We start from the raw sequence: 15,574 nt of genomic DNA, 5'->3' as shown, positions 1-15,574 counted from the left end.
GCCCGCCGCCCCCAATCATCACCCCTCCGCAGACAGTTACGGCATAGCGCCGTCCCCCGTCCAAGATCCCTCACAAGCCCGTTTCCTGGGCCGGTTCCGACGAGCAGGACACAGCAAAGGACCTTCCGGTAGAGACCTCTGGACCCGATCCGCGCCAGCTCCCGCCCGTAGGCGTCCGGATGAACAGCTCGCGGTGGAGTAGTACCCCGTGCCTCCCAGCGTCTGACCCGCAACTCATACGGCAGCCGTAACGCCGACGCGCACAGCCCGGGCGCCCTGGCGTTCAGTCCGGGCTGATGTTCCAGCCTGGGGGGAGGCGGTCACCGTACACGTACCGTTTTCCCGTGGTGCTGCTGGTGCGAAAAGGGCGTCCGTTGTCAGTGATGCGGACGGTGCCCGAGCGCCCCTGGCTGCTCCAGTCCAGCTCCAGGTACCAGCGACAGTCGCAGGTGGTCGTCCGGGCGGTGACCAGCAGCACTTCGGGGTCCGCTGACGTCACGGTGTACGGGAAGGAGACCGCGGGGATCTCCTTGCCGGCCATGCCGTCGAAACCCGCGACGGACCGGACGAGGGGGCGGGGCTTGTCCAGGTCGACATCGAGGTAGCGGAGGCTGAGAGCGCCGCCGCAGCCGTTGTCCATTCTGTAGGCGTTCCATGTGAGGGGCTCCGCGCGTTCGGTGACGCGTACCCGCAGGGCTTCGAGTACCACCGCCTGCTGCGGGAACTTCCCCTGGAGGGAGATGCGCACATTGGTGTCCTCGTCGTGTACCGCGCCCAGGGAGTCCGCCCAGCGCCGGGCGTCCTGCTCCACCGGCGGTTTGGACACCTGGTCGGGAGCGCGGTCGACGAGATAGGTGTGGCCGCATCCCATCTGCCAGACATGGGAGTCGGCGGTCCAGGTGAAGGGCGCGTCTGTTGCCCGGTCGGGGGTGGCGGAAGAGCGCCGGTCGCCGGCCGCGGTGGTTTCGTCGGGGGAGGGCGCAGCCGACGGGCCGGCTCCGGAGACGGCCACGGTGATGGAGACCGTGGCCCCGACGACGATGACCACGGCGAGCAGGGCCGTGAGGATTGCCGTCCAGCCGTAGCGACGGGTTCGTCGTGCGGTGGACGCGTCGTCCGGGTCTGGTTCCGGGGCCGGAGGTGCCTCTTGGGCCGGGCCTGGTTCCGGGGCCCGAGGTGTCTCCTGGGCCGGGCCTGGTGTCCGGTCCGGGCGAGGCGCTGTGCCCGCGGAGGGCTGCGCTGAGGGCTGTGCCGGGTCTTCTTGACGCGGTGCCGTGGCCTTCGGGTACGGGGCCGGTGTGCCTGGAGTGGTCGACGGCCGACGGGCCTCGTCCGCCAGAATCCACAGGCGCTGCAGACGACGTCGCTCTTCGGGCGTGGCCCCGCACAGCCTTGCCAGGTGCTCGACCTGGGTGAATCGTTCCGGCACCGTCTGGCCCGAGCAGTAGCGATAGAGCGTCGACGTGCCGATGTTCAGCCGCCGGGCGAGAGCCCCATAACTGCGGCCGGAACGGTCCTTCAGCCCACGTATCTGCTCCGCGAACTCCTCGACCGCGGCGTTCTCCGCATGCCCCACGGCTTCCCCCACGCGCCCCGCCCAGTCCTGTCACCGTTTCAGCCAGTATTCCATCCCGTTCACGAATTCCCACGTCAACAGGGGTGGAACGGTTCCATCGTGCCACCCGGCCCGCTTTCTGTTGCGTTGGCCGTGGTGGGGTCCTGAGGCTGGTCGGTGTCTTCACCCATGCACCTTGACCAGGTCTCGCCGATCGACCGACCGGGGGCCGACCAGGTGCCGATCAAGTGCCGACCAGCCGAGTCATGGTCGGCCACACCACAGGGATGCTCTTCATGGCAACGCTCCGTACGGTGCTCACCACCGCTTCCGCTACCGCCGCCCTCGCCGTGGGCGCCACCACCCCGTTGACTGCCACGGCCACCGCCGCATCGGCGACGACCACGGCCTCGGCGCCCGTCGAGATGCCGCAACCCGCTTTCCTCAGCGCCGCCCAGATGCCGCCGTCCCTCACGCCGTGGACGGCCGAGCCGGTTGCTGACGGTGTACCAGAGTTCGAGATGTTCTGTTCCCCGGACGTGCTGCCCTCCGAGGGCACCCGTCACCGCACTTTCCGCACCGAACTGGACACTGGCGGCGTGCAGGTCACCACCGTCGCCAAGTCCCGTGTCCAGGCCGTCGAACTCGTCTCCGCTCTGCGTCGTGCGCTCGCCGGCTGCGGTGAGCGTATCGAGCGGGAGTACCCGGACACGGACGCCGACAGCCGCTACCACGGCAAGGTGGCGGTGGAAGAGGGTGCGTACGTCTACAGCCTGGACAGCGAGGACCGCGAGGTCGGTGCCACGGATATCCACCTGTTCTCCGTGGGCCGTGACGGACGGACCGTCACCTATGTCCAGTGGGGGCAGATGGGCGACCTCAAGGACGCCCCGCTGAAGGACTTCAAGACCACCGTTCGTACCGCCGTGAACAAGCTCTATCGCTGACCGCCGCGCGGTAGTCGTTCCGCACGCCCGGTACTCCGTGCGCTTCCCGTTTCCCCACCCGGTGGTCGACCGTCCCGGACCTCCCGTTCCCGGCCCGGCGGTCGACCGGCGTGCGGTGCCGGTTTGGTGTCAGCGGGTGGATGTCAGTGACGGTTTGTCAGGCCGGGGTGTTGTCGCTGGTCGAGCGTTGAGGAAGAGCGAGGTCACTGACGTGGGGTGGTATCCGTAGCGGGTGCGGCTGGCATGGGGCGGTACACCCGCCCCATGCCTCTGTCTCGGGAACGGTACTTGTGATCCTTCGGTGGCTGCGCGGCTGCACCGTGGTGGGTGTTGGTGTCCGCGGCGGAAGGCTGTTCGGTGGGGGAGCCGGGCGCGTGGGGTGAGGTCACGGCGGGGTTGAGGGTGTCCAGGCCGGTGCTGGCTTGGAATGACGGCGCAGTGCGCGCGCCAGCTCGCTGGCTCGCTGTACTCGCGTGGCGCGCGCGATGCGGGCCTCAAGTTCTTCCTCGGACAGGACAGGTCCGTCAGAAGTAGGGGAGGGGAAACCGGATGGGCCAGAGGCCCTTCCAGCGCACGGGCGGTTGCTGGACCGGCCGGAGAACACCACCCCCACCACGTCGGCCGCCGCTGTAGACGGAGCGTCCAAGAACGTCCCTCCGGCCCTACTCACCCCGGCAGCGGTGGGTCACGTAGCCGGAGAGCTGGCCACCATGGACATCGGCCCTCACTGCGTCATACCTCCGGCATCCCGCGCACCTGGCGCCTTGTACTTCTTGAGCTTCCCCCGTTGGCGGCGTACTGGATGCCGTGGAAGTTGCCGATGAGCGGGTTGCCGGTCACGCCGGGCACAACGACCCGGGATGCCTGCCACATGTTGGATTCCTGGGCGGTGACGCCGAGCATCACCTGGGCGGGAATCCGTCCGCCGCTGGTCAGTGTGTGGAGCTTGAAAAGGGACTGGGGCTGGTAGGCGTAGGCGTCCATCCCCAGGTTCTTCCAGTTCTTGGGCCGGGAGATGTGCTTGTTCAGGTTGTTGGTGGTGGCCTGGTCCACCGCCCATTCGATCTGCCGCGGCTTGGGCTGCATGGCCTGCTTGCGCGGGTCGTTACGGGGCATCGCGCAGTACCGCCGCGGTTCGGCCGTGTCGTCCAGCGAGCTGGAAGCCGCCGTGGGGCGGAAGGCGGCCTGCTTGGCGCCGGATCTCTTCGCGCCGGCGGGCGTTCGGTCCCCTCGGCGGTGTGTCCCTCGGGGTGACCCTGAATTCGGCCTGTTTGCCGGTGTCGAGGACCTTCAGGTCGACGTCGGCCGCGCGCGAGGCTGCGGCCTCCTGCGGGGTGATCCGGGAGTCCTTGCCGTCCGCTCATGCCGTCTTCGCCACCAGTGCCTCGCCGTGCGTGGTGGTGAGGAATCCTCGGGTACGTCCGTACGGCGCTCCACAGGAGCGGGCAACGGCTGCCCGGCCTGGGTCTGGCCGGTGATGAATACCTTGACGTCGGCGCTGCTGGACGGGTCTGTCTTCGTCAGCGGGCCGTGTGCCAGCAGCGCGGGCCTGGTCTTGCGGGTGTCCGCGGTGGCGATGTCCTGCGCGGTGACCCGACCACAACGCCGCCGGAATGCGTGACCTGGGCGCGTCGCCGTGACCACCCGGCTGGTAAGCGTGTGGTCCATCTGCGACAGCAGGGCAAGTCGGCCGATGCCGTGGTGCCTTGCCTGCGCTCTGTCACTGAGGCCCGGCCATCGCTGGAGCTTCTTCCCCTTCATCGTGGACACCTGGAGACCGGGGCATGAGGTTCCAGAGGAAGTGACGCCAGGTGGAAAGCGCCCGCCGGGAACTGCTCGGGCCTTCCCATGCTGTGATGCCGTTCATCCGCACGGCGAATACCAAGGCCTGCCGCCAACTGAACGGCCCGGCCGGATACGCGCCCACGTCCTCGTGAAGCGCGGGTACCGCCGGGCCGGGCCGCTTTGCCCACCGTTGCCTCACTGATGGGCGGGGGCCTGCGGGTTGCGGCGTACGCCGACCGCGGGGAGGACGGCACCGATCGCGCACAGCACGCCGGTGGCCAGGGCGGCGGTGTGTACGCCGTTGATGAACGCCTGGCCACTGCCCTCGACCACCGCCGCCTTCAGCTGCGTGGGCATGTCACCCGAGACAGGCGAAATGCCCATCGCCACTGCGTCCTTGGCCTCGTACACATCCTGAGTCATGGGCGTCGGCACCCCGGCGGAGGTGAGTTCGCCGGTCAGGGTCGAGCCGACCCTGCTGCCGATCAGGGAGACCAGGACGGAGGTGCCCAGGGCCCCGCCGATCTGAAGAGTGGTGGCCTGCAGACCGCCCGCCACACCGGCGTCCTTGACGGGCGAGTTGCCCACGATGGCGTCGGAGGAGGAGGCCATCACCATGCCGACGCCGAGGCCGAGGGCGATGAACGGCGGCCACATCGCGGCGTACGAGGAATGCACACCCCAGCCGAGCATCCCGAAGGCGGCGCCGGCCTGCAGCACCATGCCGAGCGGCATGGACAGCCGGGCGCCGAACTTCTCGGTGAGCTTCGCGCCCAGTGGCGAGGCGACGACGGAGGCCAGGCTCAGCGGCAGGGTGCGCACGCCGGCCTCGACGGGAGTGAAGCCGCGTACGTTCTGCAAGTACAGCATGACGAAGAAGATCACGCCGAGCAGGACGAAGAAGTTGATCGCGGTGATGATCGTGCCGACGGTCAGCGCGGGGCTGCGGAACAGCCGCATCGGCAGCAGGGGGTGCTCCACGCGCGTCTCGTACCAGCCGAACACCACAAGGATCACGATGCCGACGGCGAGCGCGCCCAGCGTCGAGCCGGAACTCCAGCCCCACGTCTCGCCTTTGACCACACCGAAGACCACGACGAGCAGGCCGGCCGCGAGCAGGATGACGCCGGGAACGTCGAAGCGGTGCCGGTCGGTGGTGTTCTTGCTCTGCGGCAGCACCAGCGCGCTGAAGACGAGCGCGATGACGCCGATCGGAGCGTTGATGTAGAAGACGGACTCCCAGTTGACGCGCTCGACGAGCAGCCCGCCGACGATGGGGCCGAGCGCCGTGGACACCGACGAGACCATCGCCCAAATACCCACCGCCATGCCGAACTTCTTCGGCGGGAAGACCGCGCGAAGCAGACCGAGCGTGTTCGGCATCAGCAGCGCGCCGAACAAACCCTGCATGGCACGGAAGGCGATGACACCCTCGATCGAGCCCGCCAGGCCGATGGCGACGGAGGCGGCCGCGAAGCCCACCACACCGATCATGTAGTACGTCCGCCTGCCGAAGCGGTCGCCCAGCTTCCCGCCGAGGATCAGCGCGGCGGCCAGGGCCAGCAGGTAGGAGTTGGTGACCCATTGCAGGTCGGCGGTGGATGCGTTCAGGTCCCGGCCGATCTCGGGGTTGGCGATCGAGACGACGGAGCCGTCCAGACCGACCATGAACAGGCCGAAGGCGACCGCGATGAGCGTCAGCCAGGGATTGCCGCGCCGGTCGCGCGGGACGACCGGCGGGGAGTGTGCGGGCAGGAGTGAGTGATCCACGACGGTGGAGGGCATGGAAGTGCCTTGTTCCTCGAAGAGATGGGGCATGCGGCTACGGATGCGCGGACGACCGCGCGAACGCCGTCAGTCGGCGGCGGGGTGAATGTGCCGCGCCAGCCCCTGGAGGGCGCCGAGGGCGGAGCCGAGGGCGTCGAGGTCCCCGTCGGTAAGGGCGTACAGCGCCTCGATGACATACCCGTCGATGAGATCCCCGACCACGGTGAGCCGGTGCCGGGCCTCGGGCGTGAGGTGCAGATGTGCCACCCGCTTGTCGGCCGGGTCCTGTCTGCGCTCCAGCAGCCCTTGGCCGGCCAGCTGGGTGACCAGGGCGCTCACATTGTTCGGCTTCATGAGCAGCACGTCGGCGGCCTCGCGCACGGTGATGCCGTCACGCCCACCGACGAGCCGCAGCAGCGCCAGCTGGCCTTCGGGCAGCTTGGGGTACGGAAAGTCCTGCGCAAGGCGCCGGTCGAGCGCCCGGTGCAGCGCGGGCAGGACAGCCGACATCGCTGAAGCGATATGTCGGACGTCCTGGGAGGACACGCTGGAGGTGGGCACGCAAACACTGTAGGTATGTGTTCATATCTATGTCAACATCCTTTCTCCGTCGGCCCGGCGGTGGCGGCCATCGGGCTCGCCTGCCGCAATCCCACACGGCGGTCCCAGGCGGTGAGCCGGTCGCGCAGGACCGCGAGGGACGGGGAGTCGGGCCGGTCGGCGAGGAGCGTGCCGTCCTGCTGGAGGGCGACGGCCGTCGTCGCGGTGGAGTGCCCGATGGCCCACCAGTCCGGGCTCAGCCCGGCCAGGGGCCGCTGCGGGTCGGCGAGGGCCGCGGCGAAGGTCCGCCAGGACATGAAAGCCTCCCGCGCCTCCGGCACCCACCTGCGGCGAGTCTTCTGGCTCGCCCCCCACGACCGCGACTCCGAACCCGACGGCATCTACGCCACCGGGGCCCCGTCCGAAGCGATCGCCCCGCGCACCCTGGCCCCGGGTACCAAGGGCTACAAGACCGAACGCTCCGAAGGCGGGCCGGCCTCCGACGCCATGCGCGAGAGGGGCATAACGCTTCCGAAGTCCTGAAGCCGCCACTGTGGCAAAGAGCTCGACCTCATTCCGAAGTTGAGTCCCTTCAGTCCCTGCCGAGCATGAACGAGCTCCTGACCAGTGCTTTCGCGGTGACAGGTGGCAGAGACTGAAGACCCTGTGACGTGTCGAATGTGAATGGACGGCCAGTATGGGGTGCGGTCACTTCACGGCGGGCCTGGCCGTACACGTGCCGGGAAGGCCAACGTTCGCGAGGGTGGCATTCGTACCCGGCTGGACGGCAGCCGCCGAAGACGCATCCCCACCCGTCCGCTCGGGTCTGCCTCGGCCCGCGGCATAGCGGCCGACGCCGCCACGCCCGCCGCCTAATGGGAGCTACGGGGCCGGGGAATGCTCGGTTCCGTAGCCGCCAGCAGGTGAGCACTATCGCCGCCGGAAGCAGTCGAGTTCTGGTGTCAGACCGTGCCCCTGCTGGTGGCCGGGAGGCCAGACCGCTGATGGGGTGGCGTGCCCGCCCCGCGGGGCGTGAGCACTGGATCCATTAGGCCGCGCGCCGTGCCTTCCGCAGGCTACGACGCGCAACGAGAACACACTTGGGGAGGGTTTGTTGCTGCTGATCGGTGACGACTGGGCCGAAGACCACCACGACGTCGAGCTCCAGGACGAGGCCGGCCGCAAGCTGGCCACCGCGAACCTGCCCGAAGGAGTCGCCGGCATCGCCAGGCTCCACGAACTCATCGCCCGTCACGGCGGTGAGCTGGATCCTGGGGAGGTGGTCGTCGGGATCGAGACCGACCGGGGCTCGTGGGTCCAGGCCCTGGTTGCCTCCGGCTACCAGGTCTACGCGATCAATCCCCGGCAGGTGGCCCGGTTCAAGGAGCGGTACGCCTCCTCGGGGGCCAAGAGCGACAAGGGTGACGCGCACGCGCTCGCCGACATGGTCCGCATCGACCGCGACCAGCTGCGGCCGGTGGCCGGAGACAGCGGCCAGGCCCAGGCCGTCAAGGTCGTCGCCCGCGCCCACCAGACCCTGATCTGGGAACGAACCCGCACCTTCCAGCGGCTACGCAGCACGCTGCGCGAGTACTTTCCCGCCGCCCTGACCGCCTACGCCGACCTGACTCTGACCAGCTCCGACGCCATGGAACTGCTGATCAAGGCGCCCACGTCGGCCACGGCGGCGAAGCTGACCCGCACTCAGGTCACGGCCGTCCTGGCCCGGCATCGCCGACGCAACCGCGACGCGAAGGCGGCCACCATCCAGGCCGCGCTCCGCGAGCGACAGCTCGCCCTGCCCGGGCAGGTCACCGCAGCCTACGCGGCAGCCGTGACCGCTCACGCGCGGCTGATCATCGCGCTGAACGAGCAGATCACCGGGATGGAAGAGCAGGTGAAGGCGCATTTTCTCGCGCACCCGGACGCTGAGATCTACCTCTCGATGCCCGGCATCGGGGAGATCACCGGGGCCCGGGTGCTCGCCGAGTTCGGAGATGATCCCACCCGTTACGCCTCCGCGAAGGCACGCAAGAACTATGCCGGGACCAGCCCCGTCACCCGGGCCTCTGGCAAGAGCCGCACCGTCCAGGCCCGATACGTCCGCAACAACCGTCTCGCCGATGCCCTCCAGCGCCAGGCGTTCTGCGCCCTGCGGGCGTCCCCCGGCGCCCGCCGCTACTACGACAAACAACGCGCCCGTGACATCGACTACAACCCGGCCCTGCGACAGGTCGGCAACCGCCTCGTCGGCATCCTCCACGGCTGCCTCAAAACACGAACCCGCTACGACGAAGCGACCGCATGGTCGCACCACGCCCAACCCCATGCCGCTTGACCTTCAACGACATGGGGTGTCTGACACACCCGTGGGGCCGACCACCGGCCGACCCCACGGGTGAACGAGGGACCGCCTCGTCAGTCCTTCTCGTACCGCGCCAGCGCAAGCCCCAGGCCGAAGAACGTGGGCGCCCACTCACCGACGAAGATCCCCCACCGGTCGGCGCGATCCGTGCCAGCCGACTCTCCCTTGACCGATGCCGTCCATGCCAGGAGCGACAGACCGATCGAGACAACAGCGGCCGTGTAGGCGTGGTCACTGCGCAAACCCGCCTTGTGCAGCTTATTGATGATCACGAAATACTCCTCGGACGTAGGTCTGCAGACAATCCCAACGTCACCCCTTCAGGGCACATACGCCTGCTGCACACCGCCAACCGGGTGAATCACGCATGCCACTCCGCCCATGAGCGGCTCCTGAGGAACACGCAACACCGCGACCGCCGGCCCTTTGTGGCCGGCCGCGTGCCATGCCTGCACTGTCTGAATGAGGAGGTCCAGCGTCGGCACCAGAACGAGAAGGCGTCCCTTGGGCGCAATCCGCTTTGCCGAGGCGGCGGCGATGATGGTTTTCCCGTTCCGCATGCGGCGTGCACCTGCCCGCGCAGACCATTTGCGGGAATACCACCAGGCGGAATGCCGAGCCCGCGAACACAGGAGTGGGTCGATCTGTGGCGACGTGCCGCTGAAGCTGATGCCGAGGGCGAGCGGCGGCTTCACGCCGCCGGGGTAGCGAAAAAGGTGCCCCTATGGTCTTCGTCAAGCTGCAGCAGCCGTCGGGGGCTGGTAGAAGGTGCCGTCGCGGAGCATGGCGAACAGGACGTCGATCCGGCGTCGGGCGAGGCAGACGATCGCCGTGACGTGGTGCTTTCCTTCCCGGCGTTTCTTGTCGTAGTAGGCGCGTGATTCCGGCTGGGACAGCGAGGCGAACGCCGCGAGGTAGAAGGCCCGTTTGAGCTGCTTGTTACCCCGCCGGGAGGGGTGTTCGCCGCGGATGGAGGAGCCGGAGCTTCTGGTGACCGGTGCCAGGCCCGCGTAGGCGGCCAGGTGGGCGGCGGTCGGGAAGGCTGTGGCGTCGCCGACGTCGATGAGGATGCGGGCTGCGGTCCTGACCCCGACGCCGGGCATGGAGGTCAGGACCGGGGAAAGAGGGTGAGCCTCCAGCAGTTCCTCGATGCGGGCGGCCAGGGCCTTGCGTTGGTCAAGTATCGCGCTGAGCGAGGAGGCGAGGCTCGGGATGATGAGCGCGGCGGCGTCGGTGCCCGGCACGACGACGGTCTGTTCGTCCAGGGCGGCGAAGATGTCCTCGACCAGACGCTCGGCCATCCTCGGCGCTTTCGGCCGCAGCAGTGCCACCAGTCGTCGCCGACCGGCTTTCCTCAACTGGCTTGGTGAGCCGAAGCGTTCGAGCAGTGCGAGGACGGCCGGATGGTCCAGCCGTGGGCCCAGGACCCGCTCCAGGGATGGGTGGACCTGGGTGAGCAGGCCGCGCAGCCGGTTCTTGATCCTGGTCACCTCACCGGCGAGGTCGTCGTCGAAGCCGGCGATCATCTTCAGTTCGGCGACGGTCTCGTCGGACGGGGCCAGACTCCGCAGGGTGTGCGGCATCGCGCGGGCGGCGTCCGCGATGATCGCGGCGTCGCGGGCGTCGGTCTTCGATTCGCCGGCGTAGAGGTCAGCGATCCGGCGCATCGCCAGTCCGGGCAGGTAGGCGATGCGGCAGCCCGCTTCCCGGGCCACGGCGAGCGGAAGCACGCCGATCGAGGCGGGCTGGTCGACCACCACCAGCACGGTTCCGTGCTTGGCGTGCAGCTTGTCGAAGAGCTCGCGAAGCTTCGGCTCGGTGTTCGGCAGGCGTTTGTCGAAGACCCGCTTGCCCGCCGGGGTCATGGCGGTGGCGTGGTGTTCGCCCTTGCCGACGTTCCAGACCGAGATAGACGTCGATGTCGCCGGTGTCGATCACGTGCCTCTCCGCAATGTCTGTGCTCTCCCCGGCCTCACCTGCGGCATCAGCGTGCCGGCATCCACGTTACGAAGAGACTGCCTCACCCGGTCCGGGATCGGCGGTCATGCCCCTATCAGCGGTCTGCCAATGCCTCCGATGCCCGGTGACACCACCTTTTCGATCATCATCGACTGGGGATCCAAGTCATGCCGGGATCGGAGGCCGGGAGCCCCGTTGCGGGGCCACGAAGAAGGTAACTGTGAGAGTGGGGCTGCGGCCCGGGTTGGGCTGCTGCCAGGATCGGCGTCGACGTTCCGGCATGACTCGCAAGGTAACTGACGGCTCGTCAGGGCTTGTCGTGCCCCCGAGATGTCTGCCGGACGTCGACGTCGACCTGGCCCACCACGTTGGCTTGATCAGCAGCTTGTCCGCCATCTCGACGTGACTCATCACAGTTCTGCCACGCGGTGACTCCACCCAGGCCGACGCCGACCACGGTCGTCCCGTCCAAGAAGGAGAGCAACCGCGTGACCATGCTCGCAGAACAGGTAGACGGCGTCATCGGCGTCGACACCCACCGCGACACCCTCGCCGCAGCCGCCGTCAGCCCCATCGGTGCCGTACTGGCCAGCAGCGATGCCCCTGCCAACGCCTGCGGATACCGGCGCTTGCTGGACTTCGCCCGCACCCACATCCCCGGCCGTCGCAGCTGGGCCCTGGAAGGCATCGGCAGCTACGGTGCCGGCCTGGCCGCCTTCCTCGACCAGGCCGGTGAGCACGTCGTGGAAGTCTGTCGGCCCAAGCGCCCCTCCGTCCGTGGCGGCCGCAAGACCGACATGATCGACGCGATCCGCGCAGCCAAGGAAGCCCTGTCCAGTGAGCACCTGATCCAGCCCCGGCTCCGCGGCGAGCGGGAAGCCCTGCGTGTCCTGCTCTCCACCCGCCATGGAGCCGTCCTCGCCTCCACCGCCGCGATCAACCAGCTCAAGTCGCTGATCGTGTCCGCGCCGGACGACCTCCGCGCCGAGCTGCGGAAGCTCAAGCGTCCGGTCCAGATAGCCCGTTGCGCCCAGCTCCGGGACCGGCCGGCCCAGGACATCGAGCACCGCATGACCGTACGGGCCCTGCGCTCCACTGCCCAGCGGATCCAGGCCCTGCAGGCCGAGGCCAAGGAGCTCGAGGACGAGATGCTCGCCCTGGTCCGCGAGGTGGCGCCCGAGCTCCTGGACCTGCTCGGCGTCGGGCCGATCACCGCCACGCAGATCCTGGTCAGCTGGTCCCATCCCGGTCGGTTCCGGTCCGAGGCTGCCTTCGCGTCCTTCGCCGGCGTCTCGCCGATTCCCGCCTCCTCCGGGCTGACCAACCGTCACCGCCTCAACCGCAGCGGCGATAGACAGCTCAACCGGGCCCTGCACACCATCTCGCTGATCCGGATGCGGCTCGACCCAGTTACGAAGGCGTACGTCGCCCGCAGAATCTCCGAGGGCAAGACCTCCCGCGACGCGCAACGCTGCCTCAAGCGAGCGATCTGTCGCCACCTTTTCAAGATCCTCGAACGCTCCAACCGAGACGCTGGGGAGAACTCCGAGAATCTCGCTCAAGCGGCTTGACGCGATATAGCAGCCTCGGGGACCTGCAGAAGGAACCGCCCGGCGGCATCGCCACCGAGCCCGCCGATCACGGACTCGGACGCTCACGCGGCGGGCTGACCACCACACTCCACCTGGCCGTCGAGCGGGGACACAAACCCCTGTCCCTTGTGGTCACGCCCGGCCACTGGCACGACAGCGCGCAGTTCCAGCTCGTCCTGGCCCGCATCCGCGTCCCCCGCACCGGGCCGGGGCGCCCACGCACCAAGCCCGGCAGGTCCGTGGTGACAAGGCGTACAGCTCCCGCGCCAACCGCGCCTACCTCCGAAGACGCGGCATCAAAAGACGCGGCATCAAAGCCACCATCCCAGAGAAGGCGGACCAGGCACGCAACCGCCTCAGGTGCGGTGCCTGTGGCGGCCGTCCGCCGAAGTTCGACAAGACCGACTACCGCGAGCGCCACGCAGTCGAGTGCGGAATCAACCGCCTCAAAAGACACCGGGCGGTGGCCACCCGACACCTCTACCTGCTGGCCGTGTCGGTGACCCGTTGCTTCTGGCGCACCGGTGACCGTGATTGCGCCCCAGCAATGAGCGGAGCGACACGGATTCCGACGGCCCGGCGGGCGAGCGGCGGTTCCGCCTGCAGAGCAATGCCGCCAAGGCGGCTCCGGTGCCGGCCAATGCGGCTGCGACGGCAGGGTGGCGGGCGGCTGCTGCCTGTGGGGAATGGGCGTGGGCGCTTTCGTCGAAGATGCCGTGGGCTCCGTGGTCGTGTCCGTCGCTGCCGTCCACCGGTTGCCAGAGGTTGCTCGGCCGGTCGGTCGGCGCTTTGTCGGGTGTCTGTTGTGAGGTGAACCCGGTGCGTGCGAGGTAGCGGTCGAGGAACGCCGGTGCCGCTCTGTTGGCCAGGATGGTCGCCACGGTGGATGCGCCGACGTAGTACTGCTTGCGGCGCGGGTGGTCCGCCGCATGGACGACGGCGCGGGCGGCCACTTCGGGCTGGTAGACGGGCGGTACCGGTCGGGGCTGGTTCGGCAGTCGGGACAGGACCCAGGAGAACTGCGGCGTGTTGACGGCCGGCAGCTGCACCATGGTGATGTTCACACGACTGTGCCGGTGGAGGAGTTCGGTGCGGACGCTGGAGGTGAAGCCGTTGACGGCGTGCTTCGCGCCGCAGTAGGCCGACTGCAGAGGGATGGAACGGAAGCCCAGGGCCGAACCGACCTGGACGATCGTGCCGGCGTCCCGAGGCAGCATCCGCTGCAACGCGGATCGCGTGCCGTGGACGACCCCCGAGTACGTGACGTCGGTGACGCGCTGGTACTCGGCTGGTGCGATCTCGGTGAAAGGCGCGAGCACCGAGGTGAATGCCACATTGATCCATACGTCGATGTGCCCGAAGGCTTCCGCTGCCTGCTGAGCAGCGGCGTCGACCTGTTCGTGCTCCGCCATGTCCGTGGGCAGACACAGCGCTCTGCCGCCCAGGTCCTCGACTTCGGCTGCGACAGCGTCGAGGCCGGCCTGACCGCGGGCGAGTAGCGCGATGTTCGCCGCCCGGCGGGCGAACAGGCGGGCTGTCGCACGGCCGATGCCGGCACTGGCGCCGGTGATCACTACCGTCTGGCTCATGAAACGTCCTTCCTGGGCTGTCCGCTGTCCGCTGTCCGGTGTTCCGTCATGGGCTTCGGCGATTGCTGTAGAGCTGGGCCGCGGTTTCGCATGAGCCTGGGCGGCGATGGACGCGCCGTAGCCGTAGCCGAGGCCTGTCCTGGTTTCCGAACGGACGGTCACCAGCACCATGATGGTCGCGTTACACGGCAGAGAGCCGTCCACCACGGCCCCTGCCCGCTTGAAGACACGGATGCCATGCGCCTGCCCGTTCTCCTGGGTGCGCCTGGGCGGTCCTCTCGGTGCCGGTGCCTGGGGGGCATTTCCTGGACTCGCCGTGAAGCCTTGCCGGATCATGGCGGGGACCGGTCGGCATCGAAGGCCTTGCGCCCATGCCGTCTGCACCTCGCCGGGCTTCTCCACGTGCATCCCGTCGAGTCCGATGGACCGGGCGCCGTGGTCAGCGCCCCGCAGTTCCGCGACCCTCACCCAGCGCCAACCACGGAAACGACATCAACCGAGAAACGTCCTCTGTGGGCCGAGGCGCGCACCGTGCATACGAGGGGTGAGCAGGGGGTGCTCGCATCGTGCCTAGGCCGTAGGGACGGGCTGGACGGCCTCGCCCTGGTGGATCCGGGTGCCGGCCGGCTCCACGTTCTCGGCGGTGTACCGCAGTTGGGTCATCTGGACCGACCCGCACCGGCGCATCAGTTCGTGAACGGCGTGCGGGAGCAGCCCCCAGTCGTCCTTGAGCAGCTGCAACGCAGGCCACGGTCCTCGATTTCCCACAACGCGTTCTACGCCCGTAGGGCGAGCGCGGCGCCGGCGTTGTCTCCGGTGACCTGCTGGAGCTTCAGCATCGCGGGCGCACCGCCCGCGATGCGCACCGGCCGCACGAGCCAGGCCATGCCATGTCCTACGGGGCCGCCAGCCGCAGACTTTGCCACGAGCGGGGGAGTCGACCGGGCCTGGCAGGCGTTCCTGCGGCGCTTCGACCTGGAGCGCACGTTCCGGCTGTTCAAGCAGACTCTGGGCTGGACCCGGCCCCGGCTTCGGGAGCCGGAAGCGGCCACCGGTGGACCTGGCTGATCATCGCCGCATACACACAGCTCAGGCTCGCCCGCCCACTGGCCCGGGACCTGCGGCACCCGTGGGAGAAAGCGGCCGCACCCGGCCGGCTCACCCCGGCCCGAGTCCGCCGGACGTTTCGGAACCTCCGTCAGCAAGCGGTCGTTGACCGGATGTGACTGTCGAGACGACGGATAAGGGGCGCTGGGTCCCAGGGATTGGCATGGGCATGAACTGCTTGGTGGCTGTACTCAAGTCGGCGGGAGGCGAGAGCACCTGCTGACGCGTGAACGCGTGGTGTCGGGGGTGCGGTGCTGGACGTCGTCTTGGAGCCCCGTTGGGTGGGTGACCATGGCAAGCGCGTGGTGTGCCCGCGCCATCCCGGGTAGGTGTTCACTGCTGCGGTGGGGCGGCTACTCGCCTGGGCG

Annotated in this window: 12 protein-coding genes and 4 pseudogenes; 6 read left to right on the top strand and 10 right to left on the bottom strand. The window is 68.8% G+C overall.

The features are described from left to right. Positions 1–283: 283 nt before the first annotated feature. Positions 284–1,588, bottom strand: coding sequence for a helix-turn-helix domain-containing protein (locus tag K9S39_RS00540; RefSeq protein WP_248861326.1), 1,305 nt, complete (start codon positions 1,586–1,588; stop codon positions 284–286). A gap of 263 nt (positions 1,589–1,851) precedes the next feature. Here K9S39_RS00540 and K9S39_RS00535 point away from each other — a divergent pair, with 263 nt between their 5' ends. Then, on the top strand, positions 1,852–2,502 hold the full coding sequence (locus tag K9S39_RS00535; protein ID WP_248868544.1) for a hypothetical protein: 651 nt from the start codon (positions 1,852–1,854) through the stop codon (positions 2,500–2,502). Positions 2,503–3,234: 732 nt separating this feature from the next. Here the strand turns inward: K9S39_RS00535 and K9S39_RS00530 are convergent. The 4 genes from K9S39_RS00530 to K9S39_RS00515 all read right to left on the bottom strand — a co-directional run bounded on the left by K9S39_RS00530 (position 3,235) and on the right by K9S39_RS00515 (position 6,911). Beyond that, a complete protein-coding gene (locus tag K9S39_RS00530) occupies positions 3,235–3,618 on the bottom strand; it encodes a hypothetical protein (protein ID WP_248861325.1) in 384 nt (127 codons plus the stop codon). Positions 3,619–4,482: 864 nt separating this feature from the next. After that, positions 4,483–6,072 (bottom strand): MFS transporter, encoded by a 1,590-nt coding sequence (locus tag K9S39_RS00525; protein WP_248861324.1) that lies wholly within the window; start codon positions 6,070–6,072, stop codon positions 4,483–4,485. Positions 6,073–6,141: 69 nt separating this feature from the next. Next, on the bottom strand, positions 6,142–6,615 hold the full coding sequence (locus K9S39_RS00520) for a MarR family winged helix-turn-helix transcriptional regulator (protein ID WP_248861323.1): 474 nt from the start codon (positions 6,613–6,615) through the stop codon (positions 6,142–6,144). Positions 6,616–6,647: 32 nt separating this feature from the next. After that, positions 6,648–6,911, bottom strand: a complete 264-nt coding sequence (locus tag K9S39_RS00515) for a hypothetical protein (protein ID WP_248861322.1) — start codon at positions 6,909–6,911, stop codon at positions 6,648–6,650. Between K9S39_RS00515 and K9S39_RS00510 the strand changes: the two are divergent. Both K9S39_RS00510 and K9S39_RS00505 read left to right on the top strand, forming a co-directional pair. After that, positions 6,910–7,137 (top strand): annotated as a pseudogene (locus K9S39_RS00510) (DUF6009 family protein); the annotation flags it as partial. The gene K9S39_RS00515 and the pseudogene K9S39_RS00510 overlap by 2 nt on opposite strands. A gap of 571 nt (positions 7,138–7,708) precedes the next feature. Next, positions 7,709–8,932: an IS110 family RNA-guided transposase gene (locus K9S39_RS00505; RefSeq protein WP_248861321.1), complete on the top strand. Its 1,224-nt coding sequence runs from the start codon at positions 7,709–7,711 to the stop codon at positions 8,930–8,932. Between the two features lie 80 nt (positions 8,933–9,012). Here K9S39_RS00505 and K9S39_RS00500 read toward each other — a convergent pair whose 3' ends face one another. The 3 genes and pseudogenes from K9S39_RS00500 to K9S39_RS00490 form a co-directional block, all read right to left on the bottom strand. Further along, the gene (locus K9S39_RS00500; RefSeq protein ID WP_248861320.1) at positions 9,013–9,231 is read right to left on the bottom strand and encodes a hypothetical protein; all 219 of its coding nucleotides are present in this window, start codon (positions 9,229–9,231) and stop codon (positions 9,013–9,015) included. Positions 9,232–9,279: 48 nt separating this feature from the next. Next, positions 9,280–9,654: a hypothetical protein gene (locus K9S39_RS42610; protein ID WP_406707849.1), complete on the bottom strand. Its 375-nt coding sequence runs from the start codon at positions 9,652–9,654 to the stop codon at positions 9,280–9,282. A gap of 39 nt (positions 9,655–9,693) precedes the next feature. After that, positions 9,694–10,897, bottom strand: a pseudogene (locus K9S39_RS00490) (IS110 family transposase). Between the two features lie 509 nt (positions 10,898–11,406). Here K9S39_RS00490 and K9S39_RS00485 point away from each other — a divergent pair. Both K9S39_RS00485 and K9S39_RS00480 read left to right on the top strand, forming a co-directional pair. Continuing rightward, complete coding sequence (locus tag K9S39_RS00485) at positions 11,407–12,489, top strand: IS110 family transposase (RefSeq protein WP_454894867.1); 1,083 nt, start codon at positions 11,407–11,409, stop codon at positions 12,487–12,489. Between the two features lie 74 nt (positions 12,490–12,563). Further along, positions 12,564–12,988: pseudogene (locus K9S39_RS00480) on the top strand (transposase); the annotation flags it as partial. Here the strand turns inward: K9S39_RS00480 and K9S39_RS00475 are convergent. Continuing rightward, positions 12,957–14,099 (bottom strand): SDR family oxidoreductase, encoded by a 1,143-nt coding sequence (locus K9S39_RS00475; RefSeq protein WP_248861318.1) that lies wholly within the window; start codon positions 14,097–14,099, stop codon positions 12,957–12,959. The pseudogene K9S39_RS00480 and the gene K9S39_RS00475 overlap by 32 nt on opposite strands. 570 nt (positions 14,100–14,669) lie before the next feature. Continuing rightward, the gene (locus tag K9S39_RS00470; RefSeq protein WP_248861317.1) at positions 14,670–14,840 is read right to left on the bottom strand and encodes a cytochrome P450; all 171 of its coding nucleotides are present in this window, start codon (positions 14,838–14,840) and stop codon (positions 14,670–14,672) included. A 180-nt stretch (positions 14,841–15,020) separates the two neighbouring features. Between K9S39_RS00470 and K9S39_RS00465 the strand changes: the two are divergent. Continuing rightward, a pseudogene (locus tag K9S39_RS00465) lies at positions 15,021–15,298 on the top strand (NF041680 family putative transposase); the annotation flags it as partial. Positions 15,299–15,574 lie beyond the last annotated feature (276 nt).

Origin of the sequence: Streptomyces halobius (assembly GCF_023277745.1) — a bacterium.
In the GTDB taxonomy this organism is placed as follows: domain Bacteria; phylum Actinomycetota; class Actinomycetes; order Streptomycetales; family Streptomycetaceae; genus Streptomyces; species Streptomyces halobius.
Note: the sequence above shows the minus strand (reverse complement) of the source record. Positions and strands in the feature narration are given on the sequence as shown.